Source organism: Rothia mucilaginosa, from assembly GCF_001548235.1.
Classification (GTDB): domain Bacteria; phylum Actinomycetota; class Actinomycetes; order Actinomycetales; family Micrococcaceae; genus Rothia; species Rothia mucilaginosa_B.
Genome location: NZ_AP014938.1, coordinates 540,985 through 558,342, shown reverse-complemented (window position 1 = coordinate 558,342; position 17,358 = coordinate 540,985). Strand labels below are relative to the sequence as shown.

Here is a 17,358-nt window from a genome sequence, read left to right as displayed (position 1 = left end):
ACAGTGTATTCAGAAATCTCGAAGGTGAGTCTATGACTACGAACAACAATCACGGCGATCGCAACCTCGCAATGGAACTGGTCCGCGCGACCGAAGCAGCAGCAATTGCTGCAGGCCCCTGGGTTGGCGCAGGCGAAAAGAACCTCGCAGATGGTGCAGCCGTAGACGCAATGCGTTACCGCCTCTCCACCGTCAGCTTCAACGGCACCGTCGTCATCGGTGAAGGCGAAAAGGACCAGGCCCCCATGCTGTACAACGGCGAGAACGTCGGCGACGGCTCCGGCCCCTCCCTCGACGTGGCTGTGGACCCCATCGACGGCACCCGCCTGACCGCACTCGGTATGGACAACGCCCTCTCCGTGATTGCCGTAGCAGACGGGGGCACCATGTTCGACCCCTCCGCAGTGTTCTACATGGAGAAGCTGGTCACCGGCCCCGAAGCCGCCGAATTCGTCGACCTGCGCCTGCCCGTCAAGCAGAACCTGCACCTCGTCGCTAAGGCAAAGGGCAAGAAGGTCAGCGAGCTGACCGTCTGCGTGCTGGACCGCCCCCGCCACGCCAAGCTGATCCAGGAAATCCGCGAGGCAGGCGCTCGTACCCGCATCATCCTCGACGGTGACGTTGCAGGCGCTATCGCAGCCTGCCGCGAGAACACCGGCGTGGACCTGATGCTCGGCACCGGCGGCACCCCCGAAGGCGTTGTCGCAGCGTGTGCAATCAAGGCAACCGGCGGCATCATCCAGGGCCGCCTGGCACCGACCGATGATGCAGAGCGTGAGAAGGCACTGGAAGCCGGCCACGACCTGGACCGCATCCTGACCACCAACGACCTGGTCACTAGCGACAACTGCTTCTTCGCCGCAACCGGCGTCACCGACGGCAAGCTGCTGCGCGGTGTTCGCTACAGCAAGAACGTTGTCACCACCCAGTCGCTGGTTATGCGTTCCTCCTCCGGTACCGTCCGTACCGTCGAAGCTGAGCACCGCCTCTCCCGCCTGCGCGAAATCCTCTCGCACACCAAGAGCCCCGGCGAAGCCTAAGCCTTCGATATAGAACCCAAACACAGGGAGCCGCCCCCACCGAAACACTCGGTGAGGGCGGCTCCCTCATGTATTTAGCTTTTAGGCATCAGGATGCGCCCCAGCAGCGGTACGCCTGAACCCGTTAGCGAGAGCGGAAAGACTGAACCTTCGCCTTCGCCTTCGACACAGCATCACGAACCGCCGGACGAGCCTTATACGCCAGCGTGTAGGCGCGGTAGCCCAGCGAGGACACCGGAACATCCCAGGTGCCCGGGTACTCCACCGACTCGCCGCCGAAGGACTTCTTGAACTTCGTGAAACCAGCCCACTCGTGATCCGGCTGATCCTCCGGCGCAATGCCGAAGAGGTCAACGTACTTCAGACCCTTACGCTTAGCGTCCAGGATAAAGTTTGTCACCACCGGAATACCCGCGGACAGGCGACGATGCTCAAAAGAAGCCGCCGCATGCGCGTAGGTGCGGGTGTCATCCGAATCGTACACAAACGCCGCCGCAATCGGGGTGCTCTCACCGTTCTCGTCGGTCAGCTTCGCAATGTACAGGGATGCCGCACCAGCAGGCATCAGCACGCGAGCAACCTGCATCAGGTAGTCATCCTGCTGACGGTTAAAACCGTTGCGGTCTGCGGTCTCATCCAAGAATGCGAACAGAATCGACAAATCTTCAGGGTTCGTCGAAACCTCAATCGTCACGCCCTTCTTGTGGATGTTGCGGTGCAGGTTGCGGTTATTGGACTTCATGCCCTTGAGGATCTCGTCCTCAGAGCCCGAAAGATCAATAATCTGAGTGTGCGAAGGCTGCACCTGGCGAGGAGCCAGAACCGCACCGCGACGAGCCAAGAAAGTAGCCGCATCCTGATTACCCCAAATAGCGGATTCAGTGGGCTCAATGCGCACAAACAGGCAACGATGCTTCGCAGCTTCTTCCTTCAACGACGTGAGAGCCTCATCAAAAGCCACAGCGCTGGAGGCGACCGGTCCGTACGGGCTGTACAGGTAGCGGCCGGTAGCGCCGCCCTCAACGGTCGCAAGGTATGACCAGCCGTTACCGCTCTTACGAATCACGGTGTGACCATTAGATTCCTGAAAACGTGCCCAAATATCGGACTGAAGAATATTGCTCATCCTTCTAGTGTATCCGAGCTTAGGGAACGTAAGCCTGGGGCTCCGACGACGCTTCGGGAGTGGGAATGGGCCGGGGTGCAGAGGAGCTTTCCTCCGCCTCGCGCTCAGCGGCTGCCTTAGCCTTCGCCTCGGCAACGCGGGTGCGCAGAGCCGCGCCCTTGTCCATCGCGCTCTGGCGCAGATCCTGGGAGAACTGACGCAAATCAGCGTGAACCTGCTGAGCGAATGCGTCAGTGCCCGAACCCAGAATACGCAGAGCCAACAGGCCCGCATTGCGAGCGCCATTAATGGAGACGGTAGCCACCGGAACGCCAGCGGGCATCTGAACAATCGACAGGAGCGAGTCCATGCCCTCAAGGTTCTTCAGACGCACCGGAACACCAATCACGGGCAGCGCGGTGACGGAAGCTAGCATACCGGGCAGGTGAGCGGCACCGCCGGCACCGGCAATAATGACGCGAATACCGCGGCTGTGAGCCTTCTTGCCGTACTCAATCATGTCCTCGGGCATGCGGTGCGCAGACACAACATCAGCCTCGTAGGGGATGCCGAACTCCTCCAAAACCTCGGCTGCGGCCTCCATGACCGACCAGTCCGAATCCGAACCCATCACAATGCCAACAATGGGCTGGGAAGAATCATAGGGAGACTGAGACATAATCCTCATATCCTTTCAGAATGCGGTGGCGAACCACCATCAATAGGGTGCGTCGGATACGCAGGATGCTCTCACCCCACGCACCGGCTAAAAATAGGGCTACAGGGGGCGGCCGTCACGCAAAATGGAGGCGGCATTCGCGGCGCTGTGGCGCAGTGCCTCAAGCTCAGCCACCGTGCCAGTAATATTCACGTGACCAATCTTGCGGCCCGGGCGGGTTTCCTTGCCGTAGAAGTGAATCTTCGCGCGCGGCTCGGCCGAGAGCGCCAGCGGGTAGACGCCGAAAATGTCTTCGTTCTCGCCGCCCAGGTAGTTCTTCATCACGGCAACACCCTCCAGTACGGAGGTGTCACCCAACGGCAAATCCAGGACAGCACGCAGATGTTGCTCAAACTGGCTGGTCACCGAGCCGTCCTGAGTCCAGTGGCCGGTATTGTGCGGGCGCATTGCCAGCTCGTTGATGTAGAAGCCTGCGGGGGAGCCGGGAACCTCAAAAAGCTCAGCCGCCATCACGCCGGTGACGCCCAGCTCGGAGGCAATAGTTACCGCAGCGGCTGCGGCAGCCTCAGCGATCTCGGGGTCCAGGTTCTGCGCGGGGGCAATGACCTCATCACAGATGGAGTTCACCTGAATGGTCTCAACGACCGGCCAGGGGCGCACCTCGCCGCTTTCACGGCGAGCAACCAGCGCGGAAAGTTCACGAGTGAAAGGCACCTTCTCCTCGGCAAGCAGGGAGGAGAAGTCGGTGCGGGAAGGCAACTGCTCGAACCATTCGGTGCTGCGCTCGCGAGCCTCCTCGGGAGAATCCAGGACGAGCACGCCCTTACCGTCGTAGCCGCCGCGCGGGGTCTTCAGCACCACGGGCCAGCCGATTTCATCGCCGAAGGCGAGCAGCTCGTCCAGAGTAGAAACCTCAGCCCAGCGCGGGTTCGGCAGACCCAGACGCTCAACGGCGGCGCGCATCAGGAGCTTGTCCTGAGCGTACTGCAGGGCTTCGGGGCGGGGCTGAACATTCACGCCCTCCGCCATGAGGGCGCGCAGAAATTCGGTGGGCACATGCTCATGATCGAAAGTGATGACATCCTTGCCGCGAGCAAACTCGCGGAGGGTGTCCAGGTCTTTGTAATCCCCGACGGGCGCGGTACGTACCGCCGCCACGGCGCCGACGGTGGGCGCCTCCGCAAGAATCTGCAGGTCGAGGCCAAGGTTAGTTGCTGCGGGAGCCATCATGCGGGCCAGCTGGCCTCCGCCGATGACGCCAATTACGGGTCCAGTCACAGGGTAAGTCACATCACCTAAGTGTACCGGGTTTCAGAGAGCCTGTGGGAGCAAGACCACATTAGGGTCGCAGAATAAGTTCAACGGGGATGCAGAGCCCAATATGTGGGCGTTGATGCGGGTGAAAGCCAGCAAAACGTGCCTTCTACCCTGTCAACCTGAAATGAAAGGGAATATCTCGTTAGCTGGGAGGTCCGTGGAAAAACTCTCAAAGGTACAAATAACCCACCGGGACTGTATTAACATATAAGAGCTTGTAAAAGAGGCTGAAGCATCACGCAGTGACAACGTAACCAACGTTCACCGTCGCAGCATCGGCACCTTTTTCCCCGATAAAACCCCGCTAGATAGGTCCCGCATGAGCGCACAGACGAAACCGACCCTCACCGAACGCTTGAAATCCCTCTGGGACAGCTACGGTATTGAGGTGCTCAAATTCGGTACCGTGGGCGGCGCCGCCTTCATCGTGAACTCTGTGACGGTGTGGGTGCTGATGATGACCATCATGTCGGAGTCCCACACCAAGGCGAAGGTCGTTGCAAGTATTGTTGCAACCATCTTCTCCTGGCTCATGAACCGCCTGTGGACCTTCCGCGACTCCCGCTCCGAAAACTGGAAGCGCGAAGCCATCGAGTTCGGTCTGGTGAACCTGCTGGGCATTCTCGTTGAGGCCAGCTGCGTGGCATTCAGTACCTACGTGCTAAACCTGCGCACCCCCGAGGCATCCTTCATCTCCGGTACGATCATCGGTACTATTCTGGGCACCATTCTTCGCTACTTCCTCTACCGCTTCTGGGTGTACGGTTCGCACCGCCAGAAGGTTGAAGACGGCGAAGGCACCGATCATGAAGAGCTCGGCCGCATGTTTGATGAAGCCGCCGCAATTCTCGACGGCGAAGAGCCTGCATTGCGTCAGGTAACCTCTGAGGCGGCTGCACCCGAGGCACAGTCGAAGCCCGGATCTCAGAACTCCTAAGCTCCTCAGGTTGTAGAAACAGCATAGTTAGAACGTGATATAACGATTCATCCCCCGATACGAACGGTATCGGGGGATGAATCATTTAAAGCCCTATATGTTTATTGGCGCTGCGCTTGTTGGCGCTTGTTTGTTGGTGTTCCGTGCGGTCGTTAGCCTTCCATACGATTTTTCGGGCAACAGGGGAGGGGCGCCACCGGAGCCGCAGGGCTGAGAAGCTATGCGCGGGGAATCTCCACCGCACGCTCAGAAGCCATCAAGGATGCCAGCTGCTCATCCTGCCAGTCCACGCTCGGGTCAGCCACAAACACCGCATGGCCCGAAGTCAAAATAGCTAGCACCTCCAGCAAGGTGCTCAGGGTCGCCTCCGAGGCGTCAAAACCGTAGTCGGGGCTCAACTCCAGCGCGAGTGCACGCTGCCCCGAAGGGAGCGTATAGCCCGCCGTGCGATAGGTCTGCGCCTGCGTAAGAACCTGCTCGTAGGCTTCCGCATAGCTGAAACCCTCAATGATTTCTGCCGAATCGTTCGGAAGCAGGCCCGAGTACTGGTCACCAAAGCTACGCACCAGAGCACAATAATCGAGCACCTCCTCGGCGTGGGGAGCCAGCGCCTGCAGATCGCCGGTATAGGAAAGCGCCAGTGGTGCACGCTCAACCGCCAGAAGGTACGCGGGGTCATTCGTGTAGCCCGCCTCCTTCTCCGTGCAGACTACGGCAACCAGAGGCTCGTCCTGATCGAGGATCGAGCCCACGCGCAACGCCGCCAGACCCAGAACAATGGTGCGCCAGTGCAGCGGAGCCTGCAGATCAAAACCTTCATCGGGCGCCAGCTCGCACTCTTCAACCAGCAGGTTTGCGCTCTTGTCTACCCAGTTCATGAGGACCCTGCCAGAGAGCTCAATGCGCTCGCCTGCCGCCGAATACCAGATCAGGGCGGGGGTCTGCTGAGTGCTGAGTTTCTCGAAGAAGCGGTTCAGAGTTGCGGGCATGGATGCGCCGGTGGGGGAGAGAGTAACCATGGGTTTCACTCTACCGTACGGTTCAGAAGATGCGGAGGCGCAGGGGCGGTCCTGCGGGGGGGGGGGGGGTGAGGCGGAGCGTGCCGGTCACTGGGCTACAAAGTACAGAAGTAAAGTAAAAAGTTCTAATGGTGCATGAAAAAACCTAATGATGAAAAACCCTTGCACTAACACCCTTGCACTAACTAAGGTCCTATTTTGAAATACGACATGCATATAAATTGGAAATGTAAATGCTTCGCAATGCCTCGAAAAATATTCAGAAACTGCATGGGGAAAACGATAAGTTTTTCTTATCTAATTATTGGGTTCTTTCCCCTGTGTTCGAGGTGGGGTGGGTGGGGTGGTCGTCATGAACCCTTATTATTTGCGGTCAAGATGCGGAATTTGCAGATGCTGGAAAGTGCCTCCGAAAAGGCGAAACCTGAGGTTGACTCAGGGTGTGACTAAGGACAAGTGGGAGTCTGAAAAATATATAAAGGTCATATTTACATTAAATATGATGCTTGTAACATATACATCTAAATATTGTTTATGTCTAGTTTGACGAAACGGCGTGTCGCACGTCTAATAGATATATAAGCGTGTTTGCTCTGGAAGGGACCGTAGAGGCCACAGCAAACCATGCCACACCATACACACTAAGATTCCGTCCACGACGGATCCGCAGACTCATTAAGCTCACAATGAGAACACGGAAGGAAAACCCATGGGCTCCTACATTGCATCGGACCGCTCCATCGCGGCCGCGCGCGCATCAGGCGCTCAGCACCGTAGCATGAATCCCACTCAATCTCTCGAAAAAGCCGCCGACGCCTTTCTCGCAGACGCAGAACAAAACATGCCTCCCTGCACCGACGTATGGACCGCAGCGGCAGGGCTCTACGGAACCGAAGGCGAAGACGGAGAACTCGCCTGGCAAGCTGAAGCACTCTGCGCCCAGACCGACCCCGAAGCCTTCTTCCCCGAGAAGGGCGGCTCCACCCGAGACGCCAAAAGGGTATGCGGTGTATGCCCCGTGCGCGAAGAATGTCTACAATATGCAATGGACAATGACGAGCGCTTCGGAATCTGGGGCGGGCTGTCAGAACGTGAACGCCGCCGACTGCGCAAGCAGGCGAACTAAGCCAGGAAGGTACCACCCACATGCAGACCGCACGACTGTGCTCCCGCCAGACCTGCCAGCGAGAGGCGACTGTTACTCTCCACTACTCCTACGCAGACTCCACGGCACTTATCGACGCACTCTCTGAGTTCCGCGAACCCCACGCCTACGATCTCTGCAACCATCATGCTGCACGACTGACGGCACCGCAGGGTTGGCGAGTGGTCTACAAGGTACCCGTTCAGGACACCACCGAATCCTAGAATCTAAAACCAAGAATTAAACACCCGAATGCAAAGAACCTTCCGCGAATTCATGCGGAAGGTTCTTTGCGTATGAGAAACTGGCAGATAGTACAGATACCCGCAACTCACTCAAACACCGATCACTCGAAAAGAACGCGAGATCCATGACCAAAGAAACACACCGAGGAATGTGGGGCGCACTGCGCCCGGCCATCCGCCGCACCAACGCCGAAGAACTACTCCACGCCCGACGCACCGAAACTAAAACCAGCGAACCGGCACCGCACACCGGCGCCTTCGGACGCATCGCAGCAGACGTACCCACCGTCGCCGAAGAACCCGACCTGCCCACCGGAAACGTACCCGTCGTCCCCGCACGCAGCAAACTACGCGAACAGGGCGTCGGCACCCGCGTACGCACCCGCACCAACGTCTCCACCGGCTTCGTGCCCCTCGTCCGCGACTCGCAGAACACCCCCAAAAACCCGACGCTCAGCGACCTCAACCGCGAAACCATGCAGAAGGCCGCCGAAGCAGAAGCCGCTGCAGCAGCAGAAGCCGAAAAGGCGACCGAAGCAGAAACCGTCGCTACCGCGGAGGCGGCAAGCGCCTCCACCGCAGGACGCAAGTACCGCACCGAAACCACCCGTACCGGTCACACCCACGCGGTTGCAGACCCCAACGCGCCGCTGTCCTCCCTGGCAGCCTCGCCCGAAGCTGCAGAACGCGCCGCAGCCCGCGAAGACGCCGTGGAAGACACCCCGCGCTTCCTCAAGCTCCGCGCAACGCTCATCGCGCTCACCGTACCGCTGACCGTACTCATGATTGCGATTCGTGCCGTAGCCTCCGCGCCCTTCCTCTGGCTCGAATACCACCGCCCCGGATTCCCCGAAGACAGCTATGGCTACTACCTCATTGAGAGGATGCGCCTGGGCTCCTACGGCGTGGACTACATCAATAACTTCGCGCCGCGAGAATACCTCGCTCGCGTCACCACCGGTGCCGACAATACCCTCGCCTTCACCGAAGCAGAAGTGAACCACATGCACGACGTGAAGTGGGTACTGCTCATTGCCACCGTAGCCGTTGCCGCGCTCTTCCTGCTGACGCTCTTTAGCAGCATCTCCCTGCGCGAGCGCGCCCCTGGAGCCATCCGCCGCAGCCTCTTTAGCGGCGCATGGATTACCCTGGGACTCATCGCGGTGCTCGGCGTTGTGGGCGTCTTCGGCTGGGAATGGCTGTTCACCACCTTCCACCAGGTATTCTTCCCGCAGGGCAACTGGGAGTTCTCCGTACGAAGCTCCCTCATCCGCCTCTACCCGCCGCAATTCTGGATCGACGCAGCAATCGCCGTAGCGCTCCTCGTGGCAGCGCAGATTACCCTCCTGCTCGTGACCACCTGGCCCACCAAATACCGCAAGCTCAAAGCAGAACGCCGCCGCCAGGAACGCCAGGAACTGCGCGTCAAGCTCGCCTCCGCACGAGTTGGCGATAACTAAAACACGCGTCGGCGACAACTAAAAATCATCAGCCACTTCACCGCGCGAACCAGCGTGGAAAGGGCACCCAAAGGGGGCTGGGCTCTACCACGCGGTAGAACCCAGCCCCCTTCGCTATACCCAAGCTCGCATCGCTCGCGCCTCAACCCAGGCCTAAATCAACCCAGGACTAAAACCAGGGCTAAAACCTCAGCCGAGATCCCGAGCTCAAAACCCGAGCCTAAAACTCGAGTCTAAATCCAGGACTTAAACCACATGTGCGAATACCACTGCTCATACGGAATCACCTGAGCAGTCCACAGCGGCATAAAGTACGCGCTCAACACCAGCACGCCCACCAGGTATATCGCCACCAGCGTCACGCCCAAACGAGCACGTAACACCGAACCGCGAGCACCCGACAGCGCCAGACCCAAAACGCCCGCCAACAGCAGGATCAGGAACGGCTCAAAGGACAGCGCGTAGAAGTAGAACATCGTGCGATTCGGGTACATAAACCACGGGAAATAGCCCGCACCGAACACAACCAGTAGCGCGCCAAAACGCCAATCTCGCTTCAGCAGCAGAACCAGTAGCGCCACAATAATCGCCGGAATAAAAGCCCACCAAATGGCCGGGTTACCGATATTCAAAATAGCCTCGGAACAGGACTTCACGGTACAACCCGAAGAACCCAGCTTCGGCGACTCATAGTAGTACGAGGTCGGGCGGCCCAAAACCAGCCACTGCCACGCCTGCGAAGAATACGTGTGCGGGCTGCTCAAACCAGAATGGAACTTAAACGCCGAGACATGGTACTCCCACAGGGAACGTAGATCCTCAGGAAGCCACATGACACCCTTGCCCGGGTTCTCAACAGCCCAACGGCGGAAATACGCGTTCGACGACTGGAACCAGCCCGCCCAGGTGCTCAAATACACCAGCAGGCCCACACCAATCATCTGAACAAACGCGGGGAGACCGTCACGCACCAGCGCCGTCAAACCCCACTTGTCCAGGCCCACAATACGGCGAGCGTTAATATCCCAGAACACCGTCAGCAGACCCATCGCCGCAACGAAGAACAGCGAATTCCACTTCACACCCACCGCAGCGCCGGCGCACACACCCGCGGCGAAACGCCACAGGCGCAGACCCATGCTCGGGCCCCACGGCATCGGCGGAAGCACACCGCTATTCTGACGTGCCGCCTCCGCAATATTGCGCGCCAACACGCGCCGCGCCTGAATACGGTCAAGCACCAGACACACAAAAGTCGCGAGAATCCAGAACATCTGGAAAATATCCAGCAGAGCCAAACGAGACTCCACCAGCATCAGGCCATCCACAGCAGCCAGAAGCGCCGCAATAGTCGCCACCGTCATCGAACGGAACAGCAACCAGCCAGCATACGCAATCAACGCCACCGACAGGGTGCCAATCACCGCAGCAGAAACACGCCAACCAAAGGGATTATTATCACCAAAGATTGCCATGCCCGCGGCAATCATCCACTTACCCAACGGCGGATGCACCACATACTCCGGCGAATCCGGCAACAGACCCGACGGGTGGCCGGCCGCGAAGGAAGCATTAGCGTCCTTCGACCAGCTCAACTCATAGCCATAATGCACATACGAATAGGCATCCTTGGCGTAGTACGTCTCATCAAAAACAATGGCATTCGGATGCGCCAAATTATAAAAACGCAGAATACCGGCAACCAGCACAATCAATGCAGGCGCCAACCAACCCCAACGCGGGGCACGAATATAGGCAACAGCGAGCGCATCCAGCAGAGAATCGAGGCTGTAACGACCGCGTTCAGACGAAGAACGGGTCGAATCAGCCGGACCAGCCGGAGCGGCAGATGCGGGAGAAAGTAGCTTAGGTATCTTCACCCCATCAATCCTAAAGGGTCAGAACGCACGATGCACCATTTCAGCCCGTGAACGGCTTATATGACGCACCGTAGCTCGCCCGCACCAGCCGCTTTTACCGGCAACCCCACCCCGCAAGCTCACCCGGCACTGGGTGGAGCGCGGGCGTTACACTTAGTGGGTACACGAAGACCAGACACAGACACGAGGCCTGTCATGACCGCACCCGCAGAATACACCGAAGAAACCGCCGACCTCTCAGAAACCACAGCCCCCTCAGAAACGGTCGAGGCACCCGAGATTGACACTGCTGACACCGCCGTCACCTCCGAAGAAGGTGGTGTGCTCATCCTCGGCGGCACCCCCATCGGCAACCTCGCTGACGCCTCCGACCGACTGCGCTCAGCCCTCGCCACCGCAGACCTCATCGCCGTTGAAGACACCCGCAAGCTACGAACCCTCGCCTCCGGGCTTGGCGTGCGCACCCGCGGCCGCATCATCGTCAACCACGACCACAACGAAGCCGAACGCAGCGAAACCATCGTGCAAGCGGTACAGGACGGTCAGCGCGTGCTGCTGCTCTCGGACGCGGGCATGCCTACCATCTCCGACCCCGGCTACGTTGCCGCCGCAGCCGTCGCAGAAGCCGACCTGCCCGTCACCGTGGTGCCCGGCCCCTCCGCGGCGTTGACCGCGCTCACGCTTTCCGGCCTGCCCACCGGACGATTCACCTTCGAAGGTTTTCTCGCCCGCAAGGGCTCCGAGCGCACCCGCCGCCTCGCATCGCTGGCGGGGGAGGAGCGCACCATGATCTTCTACGAATCCCCGCACCGCACCGCCGCGACCCTGGCAGACTTCGTGCAGACCTTCGGTGCTGAGCGCCGCGGAACGGTTAGCCGTGAGCTAACCAAGCTCCACGAAGAGGTTCGACGCGGTACTCTGGCAGAGCTTGCCGAATGGGCTGAGGCTGAACGCATCCGCGGCGAAATCGTCATTATTGTCGAGGGCGCACAAGCCCCCGAAACCCCCGAAGCGCAGGACGTCGTGCAACTGGTTCTCGACCGTGTAGCGGGCGGCGAGCGCCTCAAGAGCGCCTGCGCCGCGGTCGCCGCCGAGACCGGCACCTCCAAACGTGACCTGTACGAGGCGGCGCTGGCTGCCCGTTCTGAATAACCCAGAACCACCCCGTAGCTTTACCCCCAGTTTTACCCCGCAGTTTTATCCAGAGGATTTATCCATGTGTCAGAGCCATCCCGGTCCTGAAATCACCCAGGAGTACCTGAACTCCCTTGCCGCCCTGGCGAACTACACCCTGCCCACCCCCGCGGCACTTCGGGCAACCGCTCTGCCTAACGGCTGGGAACCGGTCCCCGGTGAAGTACCCGCACCCTATCAGGCGGAACTCTACACCGGTATCAGCGACGCAGAAGGCGGAGAAGGAACCCGCCGCCGCTCCACCACCGGCGAGAATGGCCGCAGCCGTAATCTGGTCTTCCCGCCCGCTCCCGAGCCGCTGCCGTACCCCATCGTGGATAACCACACCCACATGGACCTGCTCGACGGTGAAGTAGAAATTAGCGCTCGCGACGCGCTCGACGCCGGCGAAAAGCTCGGCATCGGCGCCATCGTGCAGGTCGGATGCGATATCCCCTCCTCCCTGTACGCGGTCGCCGCCGCGCAGGCTGATGAGCGTGTCCTCGCCGCCATTGCGATTCACCCCAATACCGCCCCCGAGCTGGCTGCAGCCGGTCAGCTGGAGGCGGCGCTCGCCACCCTTGACGAGCTCGCCACCGCCGACCGTGTGCGCGCTATTGGTGAGACCGGCCTGGACTATTTCCGTACCGGCGAAGAAGGTATGGAAGCGCAGCACTACAGCTTCCGCGAGCATATTCGCATTGCGAAGAAGCACAACCTGGCGCTGCAGATCCACGACCGCGACGCGCACGAGGACGTTGTGCGCATCCTGGATGAAGAGGGCGCCCCGGAACGTACCGTGTTCCACTGCTACTCGGGTGGCCCGGAGCTTGCCGCGATCTGCAATGAGCGCGACTGGTATATGAGCTTTGCCGGTACCGTGACTTTCAAGAATTCGAAGGGTATTCAGGAGTCGTTGGCGATGGCTCGTCCGGAGCTGATTCTGGCTGAGACGGATGCGCCGTTCTTGACCCCCCATCCGTTCCGCGGCCGCCCGAATGCGTCCTACATGACGAATTACACGGTGCGGTTCATGGCGGCTCACCGCGGTGAGGAGCTGGAGACGCTTTGCCGCCGTATCCGTGAGAATTCGGAGCGGGTTTACGGCCAGTGGTAGGCGCGTACACCCTGTAGCGGGTAGCTACTCTGTATCGCCTCGCGGTGCGTGTCTGCGTGCTAGACTGTAGCAACTACAAATAACTCACTCAAACAGCTATGCCATGATCTGGTCTGCAGTATTTAGGTACGTATAGTGCCTCAATGACGTGTTCAAAATTTGGTGCTGCAAACGTCCCTACGAGATTTTATGTTTAGCACCCGGCAACTGGTGCTTTAGAGAGGACACTATGGCGAAGATTCTGAAGTATGTTCTGGGCCTGGATGGCGCGAACCGTTTTGAATCGTTCTATTCGGTGGGCGCGCCCGCGAAGGATTTTGTGCCTTACTCTGCGGTGGATAACCGTGATAATCATGTGACTAATGACGAATTTGATGTTGAACTTTTCCGTAGCCGCTGGCATCGTGACCCCACTCCGGCTGAGCGCGGTTGCATGCTCAGCCACGTGAAGATGTGGGAGGACTTTGTCGCATCGGATGCTGACTGGGCTCTGATTGCTGAGGATGACGTCCTTATTTCTCCGGACGCTGAGGCGGTGGTGAACGCAATCATCACCAAGTACCCGCAGGTTCAGCTGGTGAACCTGTGTGATGCGTACTCGTTCAAGGCGGGCACCATGAACCCGCGCGTGGACTATATTCGCCTGTCTTTGCTGTCTCCTTTTGTGCACGGTAAGTACCGTATGGGTAAGCTGTACGGTTCGACCCGCCTGGGCTGCACCGGTCTGTACCTGATTTCCCGTTCGGGTGCTGAGCTGCTGCTCAAGCAGTTTAAGGACAAGGTGCCGGGCACTGTGGCTGACGATTACAAGCTGTACCAGCAGTGGGGTGTGGATGTGCGTTTTGTGCAGCCGGGCCTATGCGACTGGGAAGGTAGCAGCGTCATCCTAGATTCCGGCAAGAGTCAGCTGGAGATGCTGACCGAGAAGCAGAAGGGTGCGAGCGCTTTGGATCGCCTGCGCATTGCCTTGGCTCCGAAGAAGCGTATTGCAAATGCGAAGAACGCTCTGGATGCGACCCTCGATGAGGTAACGCAACGCCTGGGCAAGATGAAGTAAGTAAGCCTCTTTGCGAGGTCCCTCTTCGCCACATGTGTGGTGGGGAGGGACTTTTTGTGGGTGTTTTCAGCTCTCGTGCGTAAGGTGGTTTGCAGAGTGTGAGACACAACAGGAAGCTGTGTGCTAATTGTTGGGGCTATCTTAGCTTGGGTGATAGGGTGTTTTATATATATCATTCACTCATCGACTAGGCGATATGTCATGGTGCGTGTGCGTTTTTGGCGCGCCTCGTACCTGCTGTTGCAGAGTCAACATTTCGGCGACGCATACAAAGCTTATAGTGTTTTGCATAAAGGCTGTATGGGTGTGCCATTAAAAAAAGGGAACATCATGGCAAAAGTCCTAAAGTACGTCCTGGGCTTGGACACGGCTAATCGTTTTGAATCTTTTTTCTCCGTTGGGGCCCCCGCTCGGGATTTTCAACGATACTCTGCGGTGGACAACCGCGATAATCATCTGTCCGATGCAGATTTTGACACCGAGGCTTTCCGCAAACGCTGGGACCGTGACCCTTCGGCAGCTGAAAAAGGATGCATGCTCAGCCACCTGAATATGTGGCGTGATTTTCTGGCAAGTGACGCTGACTGGGGCGTGTTTGCTGAGGATGATGCCCTCGTCTCCGCTGATGCCGATAAGGTAGTGCAACGGATTATTGAGCGTTATCCCAAGGTACAGCTTGTCAATCTCTGCGATGGTTACTCATCCCAAGCTGGCGTCATGAACCCGCGCGTGGACTATATCCGTCTTTCTCTTCTCTCTCCGTCGGTCTATGGCAAGTACCGCATGGGGAAAATGTATGGTCCTCACCGTCTGGGGTGTGCCGGCCTATACTTGCTGTCCCGCTCGGGCGCAGAACAGCTAGTGAAGCATTTTGAACACAAGGCTCCCGGTACTGTGGCTGATGATTATCCCCTGTACGAAGAATGGGGCTTGGACGTGCGCTTTGTGCAGCCTGGTCTATGTAGCTGGGAAGGAAGCAGCACTCTGCTGGAGTCAGGAATGAGCCATCTGGAGTGCCTGAATGCTAACCAGCGTGGAACTTGCGTATGGGATCGGTTGCGTATCGCCCTTGCCCCCAAGATGCGCCTTGTGAACGCTAAGAATACTTTGCTGTCTACCGTTGAAGATGTGAAGCGCCGCCTGGCACGGTAACCTGGAGTGTAGAACCCTACACCTACCGAAGGAACGCTGTGAACGATCTGCCCCTGCTCGGCCCTGCTGAGATTCGCGAGCTTGCCGAGATGCTCGGTATTCGTCCTACGAAGACTCTTGGGCAGAACTTTGTGATTGACCCCAATACGATTCGTCGTATTGTCAACGCGGCAGAGATTTCTCCGGAGGAGACGGTGCTGGAGGTCGGCCCGGGCCTGGGTTCGTTGACTCTCGGTATCCTGGACGCTGCGAAGGACATGGTTGCGGTTGAGATTGATCCGCCGCTGGCTCACCAGCTTCCGCACACGATTGAGAAGTTCCGCCCCGAGAAGGCGGGCGATATTGACGTGGTGCTCATGGACGCCCTGAAGGTCACCGAGCTGCCTCGCACTCCGGATGCTCTGGTGGCGAACCTGCCCTATAACGTGGCGGTTCCGGTGCTTCTGCACCTGTTTGCGCAGTTCCCGAGCATCCGTCACGCCCTGGTGATGGTTCAGGACGAGGTTGCCGACCGTCTTTCGGCGACCCCGGGTTCAAAGATTTACGGTGTGCCCTCGGTGAAGGCTAATTGGTATGCCGAGGTGTATAAGGCGGGCGTGATTGGCAAGAACGTGTTCTGGCCTGCACCGAAGATTAACTCGGGCCTGGTGGGTTTCCGCATGCGCGAGGAGCCGCTCTCTACCGTTGACCGTGACCTGGTGTTCACGATTGTGGACGCTGCCTTCGCCCAGCGCCGTAAGACTCTGCGTGCTGCGTTGAGTTCCTGGGCGGGTTCGGGTGCGCGTGCGGAGCAGATTCTGGTGGCTGCCGGTATCGCTCCGACGGAACGCGGCGAAAAGCTGGATATTCACGGCTTTATCCGTATTGCGGAGGCTTCGCTGACTGTCCCGGCTGAGCCTGTAGCGCAGTAGCTTCTTCCGGCTCTTGAATTTTTCACTGACGTTCTCACGCGAGTTCCCGCGCGAAAGGTGTATGCGCTGATGAGTACCGCCTCCCAGGTTGCTATTTCGGTTGATGCTCCCGGTAAGGTCAATCTGTACCTCGCCGTGGGGGATGTCCGCCCGGACGGCTACCACCCGTTGACTACGCTTTTTGCGGCGGTCTCTCTAACGGAGACCATCACGGTCTCTGAAGGGCAGACACCGGGGCTGAGTCTGAGCATGGATATTGTGCCCGGCTCCCTGGTGGATCAGCAGATGCAGGCGGGGCAGTTCGACCCTGCCGACGTGCCGATGGACGAGCGGAACCTCGTGTACCGTGCTGCCGAGCTAATCCTTACGGAGCACGGCGTTGAATCTGAGCCGGCACTGCACCTGCATATTGCGAAGGCTGTGCCCGTGGCAGGCGGCATGGCTGGCGGCTCCGCTGATGCCGCCGCCGCGCTGATTGCTACGGACCGCTACCTGTACACAACCGGCCGCACCGGTGCGCTGCTGACCCAGACAGATTATGAGCGTCTCGCCGCGCAGCTGGGCGCCGATATTCCCTTTAGCGTGCGCGCCGCGCTCGAGCAGACCCTCGCCCTGGGGCAGGGGACCGGTACCGAGTTGCAGAATGTCGCGGCGCCTCGAGAACCTCTGCACCTGGTAATTGTGGCTGCCCAGTTTGGCCTCTCAACCCCCAGCGTGTTCAAGCAACTGGATACCGGCCGCACCTCGGGGCTGTACCCCGCCTCCGGTGAGCTGGTGGAACCCGCAGAGCTTCTGTCCGCGCTGAGCTCTTATGACGGTTCGGAGGCGGCGCTCGACTCCTTGGCGCCGCTACTGCGTAATGACCTGCAGGCTCCCGCGCTTTCGTGCGCCCCGCAGCTGGAACAGACCCTAAACCTGCGCGATAGCGAGGGCGTGTACGCCTCCCTGGTATCTGGTTCCGGTCCGACGGTGCTTCTACTGGTTTCTTCACAGGACCGAGCGGAGGCTCTCGCTTCTTCTCTTCGTGCCGCTGGCCACCACGCCGTGAACGCGATGAGTGCCTGATTATCGTGATTATATCTGGCACCATAGATAACAGTTCTATCACTCACTGACTTCTAC

At 59.1% G+C, this 17,358-nt stretch carries 16 protein-coding genes; 11 read left to right on the top strand and 5 right to left on the bottom strand.

All coding sequences use genetic code 11. The annotated features are described in order from the left end of the window. Positions 1–32: 32 nt before the first annotated feature. Positions 33–1,040 (top strand): class II fructose-bisphosphatase, encoded by a 1,008-nt coding sequence (gene glpX / locus RM6536_RS02095; RefSeq protein WP_060823845.1) that lies wholly within the window; start codon positions 33–35, stop codon positions 1,038–1,040. A 124-nt stretch (positions 1,041–1,164) separates the two neighbouring features. Here glpX and RM6536_RS02090 read toward each other — a convergent pair whose 3' ends face one another. The 3 genes from RM6536_RS02090 to RM6536_RS02080 all read right to left on the bottom strand — a co-directional run bounded on the left by RM6536_RS02090 (position 1,165) and on the right by RM6536_RS02080 (position 4,114). Then, a complete protein-coding gene (locus tag RM6536_RS02090) occupies positions 1,165–2,166 on the bottom strand; it encodes a lipid II:glycine glycyltransferase FemX (RefSeq protein WP_060823844.1) in 1,002 nt (333 codons plus the stop codon). A gap of 19 nt (positions 2,167–2,185) precedes the next feature. Then, positions 2,186–2,824 (bottom strand): 5-(carboxyamino)imidazole ribonucleotide mutase, encoded by a 639-nt coding sequence (gene purE, locus RM6536_RS02085; protein WP_060823843.1) that lies wholly within the window; start codon positions 2,822–2,824, stop codon positions 2,186–2,188. Between the two features lie 99 nt (positions 2,825–2,923). After that, a complete protein-coding gene (locus tag RM6536_RS02080) occupies positions 2,924–4,114 on the bottom strand; it encodes a 5-(carboxyamino)imidazole ribonucleotide synthase (protein ID WP_060823842.1) in 1,191 nt (396 codons plus the stop codon). A 346-nt stretch (positions 4,115–4,460) separates the two neighbouring features. Here RM6536_RS02080 and RM6536_RS02075 point away from each other — a divergent pair, with 346 nt between their 5' ends. Continuing rightward, a complete protein-coding gene (locus tag RM6536_RS02075; protein WP_060823841.1) occupies positions 4,461–5,078 on the top strand; it encodes a GtrA family protein in 618 nt (205 codons plus the stop codon). 218 nt (positions 5,079–5,296) lie between these two features. On the opposite strand, the gene RM6536_RS02070 is transcribed toward RM6536_RS02075, so the two are convergent. Beyond that, entirely contained in the window at positions 5,297–6,097 is an 801-nt protein-coding gene (locus RM6536_RS02070; protein ID WP_060823840.1) for a TIGR03089 family protein, read from the bottom strand. A gap of 709 nt (positions 6,098–6,806) precedes the next feature. Between RM6536_RS02070 and RM6536_RS02065 the strand changes: the two genes are divergently transcribed. The 3 genes from RM6536_RS02065 to RM6536_RS02055 all read left to right on the top strand — a co-directional run bounded on the left by RM6536_RS02065 (position 6,807) and on the right by RM6536_RS02055 (position 8,946). Next, positions 6,807–7,223 (top strand): WhiB family transcriptional regulator, encoded by a 417-nt coding sequence (locus RM6536_RS02065; RefSeq protein WP_060823839.1) that lies wholly within the window; start codon positions 6,807–6,809, stop codon positions 7,221–7,223. A 20-nt stretch (positions 7,224–7,243) separates the two neighbouring features. Further along, positions 7,244–7,465 (top strand): DUF3499 family protein, encoded by a 222-nt coding sequence (locus RM6536_RS02060; RefSeq protein ID WP_060823838.1) that lies wholly within the window; start codon positions 7,244–7,246, stop codon positions 7,463–7,465. Between the two features lie 146 nt (positions 7,466–7,611). After that, positions 7,612–8,946, top strand: a complete 1,335-nt coding sequence (locus RM6536_RS02055; RefSeq protein ID WP_060823837.1) for a DUF1461 domain-containing protein — start codon at positions 7,612–7,614, stop codon at positions 8,944–8,946. 233 nt (positions 8,947–9,179) lie between these two features. Here RM6536_RS02055 and RM6536_RS02050 read toward each other — a convergent pair whose 3' ends face one another. Continuing rightward, entirely contained in the window at positions 9,180–10,826 is a 1,647-nt protein-coding gene (locus RM6536_RS02050; RefSeq protein WP_060823836.1) for a dolichyl-phosphate-mannose--protein mannosyltransferase, read from the bottom strand. Between the two features lie 195 nt (positions 10,827–11,021). Between RM6536_RS02050 and rsmI the strand changes: the two genes are divergently transcribed. The 6 genes from rsmI (at position 11,022) to RM6536_RS02020 (ending at position 17,301) form a co-directional block, all read left to right on the top strand. After that, the gene (gene rsmI, locus RM6536_RS02045; RefSeq protein WP_060823835.1) at positions 11,022–11,978 is read left to right on the top strand and encodes a 16S rRNA (cytidine(1402)-2'-O)-methyltransferase; all 957 of its coding nucleotides are present in this window, start codon (positions 11,022–11,024) and stop codon (positions 11,976–11,978) included. 64 nt (positions 11,979–12,042) lie between these two features. Then, the gene (locus tag RM6536_RS02040; protein ID WP_060823834.1) at positions 12,043–13,116 is read left to right on the top strand and encodes a TatD family hydrolase; all 1,074 of its coding nucleotides are present in this window, start codon (positions 12,043–12,045) and stop codon (positions 13,114–13,116) included. 229 nt (positions 13,117–13,345) lie between these two features. Next, on the top strand, positions 13,346–14,173 hold the full coding sequence (locus RM6536_RS02035) for a glycosyltransferase family 25 protein (RefSeq protein WP_060823833.1): 828 nt from the start codon (positions 13,346–13,348) through the stop codon (positions 14,171–14,173). A 201-nt stretch (positions 14,174–14,374) separates the two neighbouring features. Beyond that, positions 14,375–15,325, top strand: a complete 951-nt coding sequence (locus RM6536_RS02030) for a glycosyltransferase family 25 protein (protein ID WP_231917984.1) — start codon at positions 14,375–14,377, stop codon at positions 15,323–15,325. Positions 15,326–15,363: 38 nt separating this feature from the next. Beyond that, the gene (gene rsmA / locus RM6536_RS02025) at positions 15,364–16,236 is read left to right on the top strand and encodes a 16S rRNA (adenine(1518)-N(6)/adenine(1519)-N(6))-dimethyltransferase RsmA (protein WP_060823832.1); all 873 of its coding nucleotides are present in this window, start codon (positions 15,364–15,366) and stop codon (positions 16,234–16,236) included. A gap of 69 nt (positions 16,237–16,305) precedes the next feature. Further along, on the top strand, positions 16,306–17,301 hold the full coding sequence (locus tag RM6536_RS02020) for a 4-diphosphocytidyl-2C-methyl-D-erythritol kinase (RefSeq protein WP_060823831.1): 996 nt from the start codon (positions 16,306–16,308) through the stop codon (positions 17,299–17,301). The last annotated feature ends 57 nt before the right edge of the window (positions 17,302–17,358 follow it).

Bases quoted from the DNA above. Each gene is read 5' to 3' on its own strand.
- glpX (WP_060823845.1), top strand. From the start codon at position 33: ATGACTACGAACAACAATCACGGCGATCGCAACCTCGCAATGGAACTG.
- RM6536_RS02090 (WP_060823844.1), bottom strand. From the start codon at position 2,166: ATGAGCAATATTCTTCAGTCCGATATTTGGGCACGTTTTCAGGAATCT.
- purE (WP_060823843.1), bottom strand. From the start codon at position 2,824: ATGTCTCAGTCTCCCTATGATTCTTCCCAGCCCATTGTTGGCATTGTG.
- RM6536_RS02075 (WP_060823841.1), top strand. From the start codon at position 4,461: ATGAGCGCACAGACGAAACCGACCCTCACCGAACGCTTGAAATCCCTC.
- RM6536_RS02070 (WP_060823840.1), bottom strand. From the start codon at position 6,097: ATGGTTACTCTCTCCCCCACCGGCGCATCCATGCCCGCAACTCTGAAC.
- RM6536_RS02065 (WP_060823839.1), top strand. From the start codon at position 6,807: ATGGGCTCCTACATTGCATCGGACCGCTCCATCGCGGCCGCGCGCGCA.
- RM6536_RS02060 (WP_060823838.1), top strand. From the start codon at position 7,244: ATGCAGACCGCACGACTGTGCTCCCGCCAGACCTGCCAGCGAGAGGCG.
- RM6536_RS02055 (WP_060823837.1), top strand. From the start codon at position 7,612: ATGACCAAAGAAACACACCGAGGAATGTGGGGCGCACTGCGCCCGGCC.
- rsmI (WP_060823835.1), top strand. From the start codon at position 11,022: ATGACCGCACCCGCAGAATACACCGAAGAAACCGCCGACCTCTCAGAA.
- RM6536_RS02040 (WP_060823834.1), top strand. From the start codon at position 12,043: ATGTGTCAGAGCCATCCCGGTCCTGAAATCACCCAGGAGTACCTGAAC.
- RM6536_RS02035 (WP_060823833.1), top strand. From the start codon at position 13,346: ATGGCGAAGATTCTGAAGTATGTTCTGGGCCTGGATGGCGCGAACCGT.
- RM6536_RS02030 (WP_231917984.1), top strand. From the start codon at position 14,375: ATGGTGCGTGTGCGTTTTTGGCGCGCCTCGTACCTGCTGTTGCAGAGT.
- RM6536_RS02020 (WP_060823831.1), top strand. From the start codon at position 16,306: ATGAGTACCGCCTCCCAGGTTGCTATTTCGGTTGATGCTCCCGGTAAG.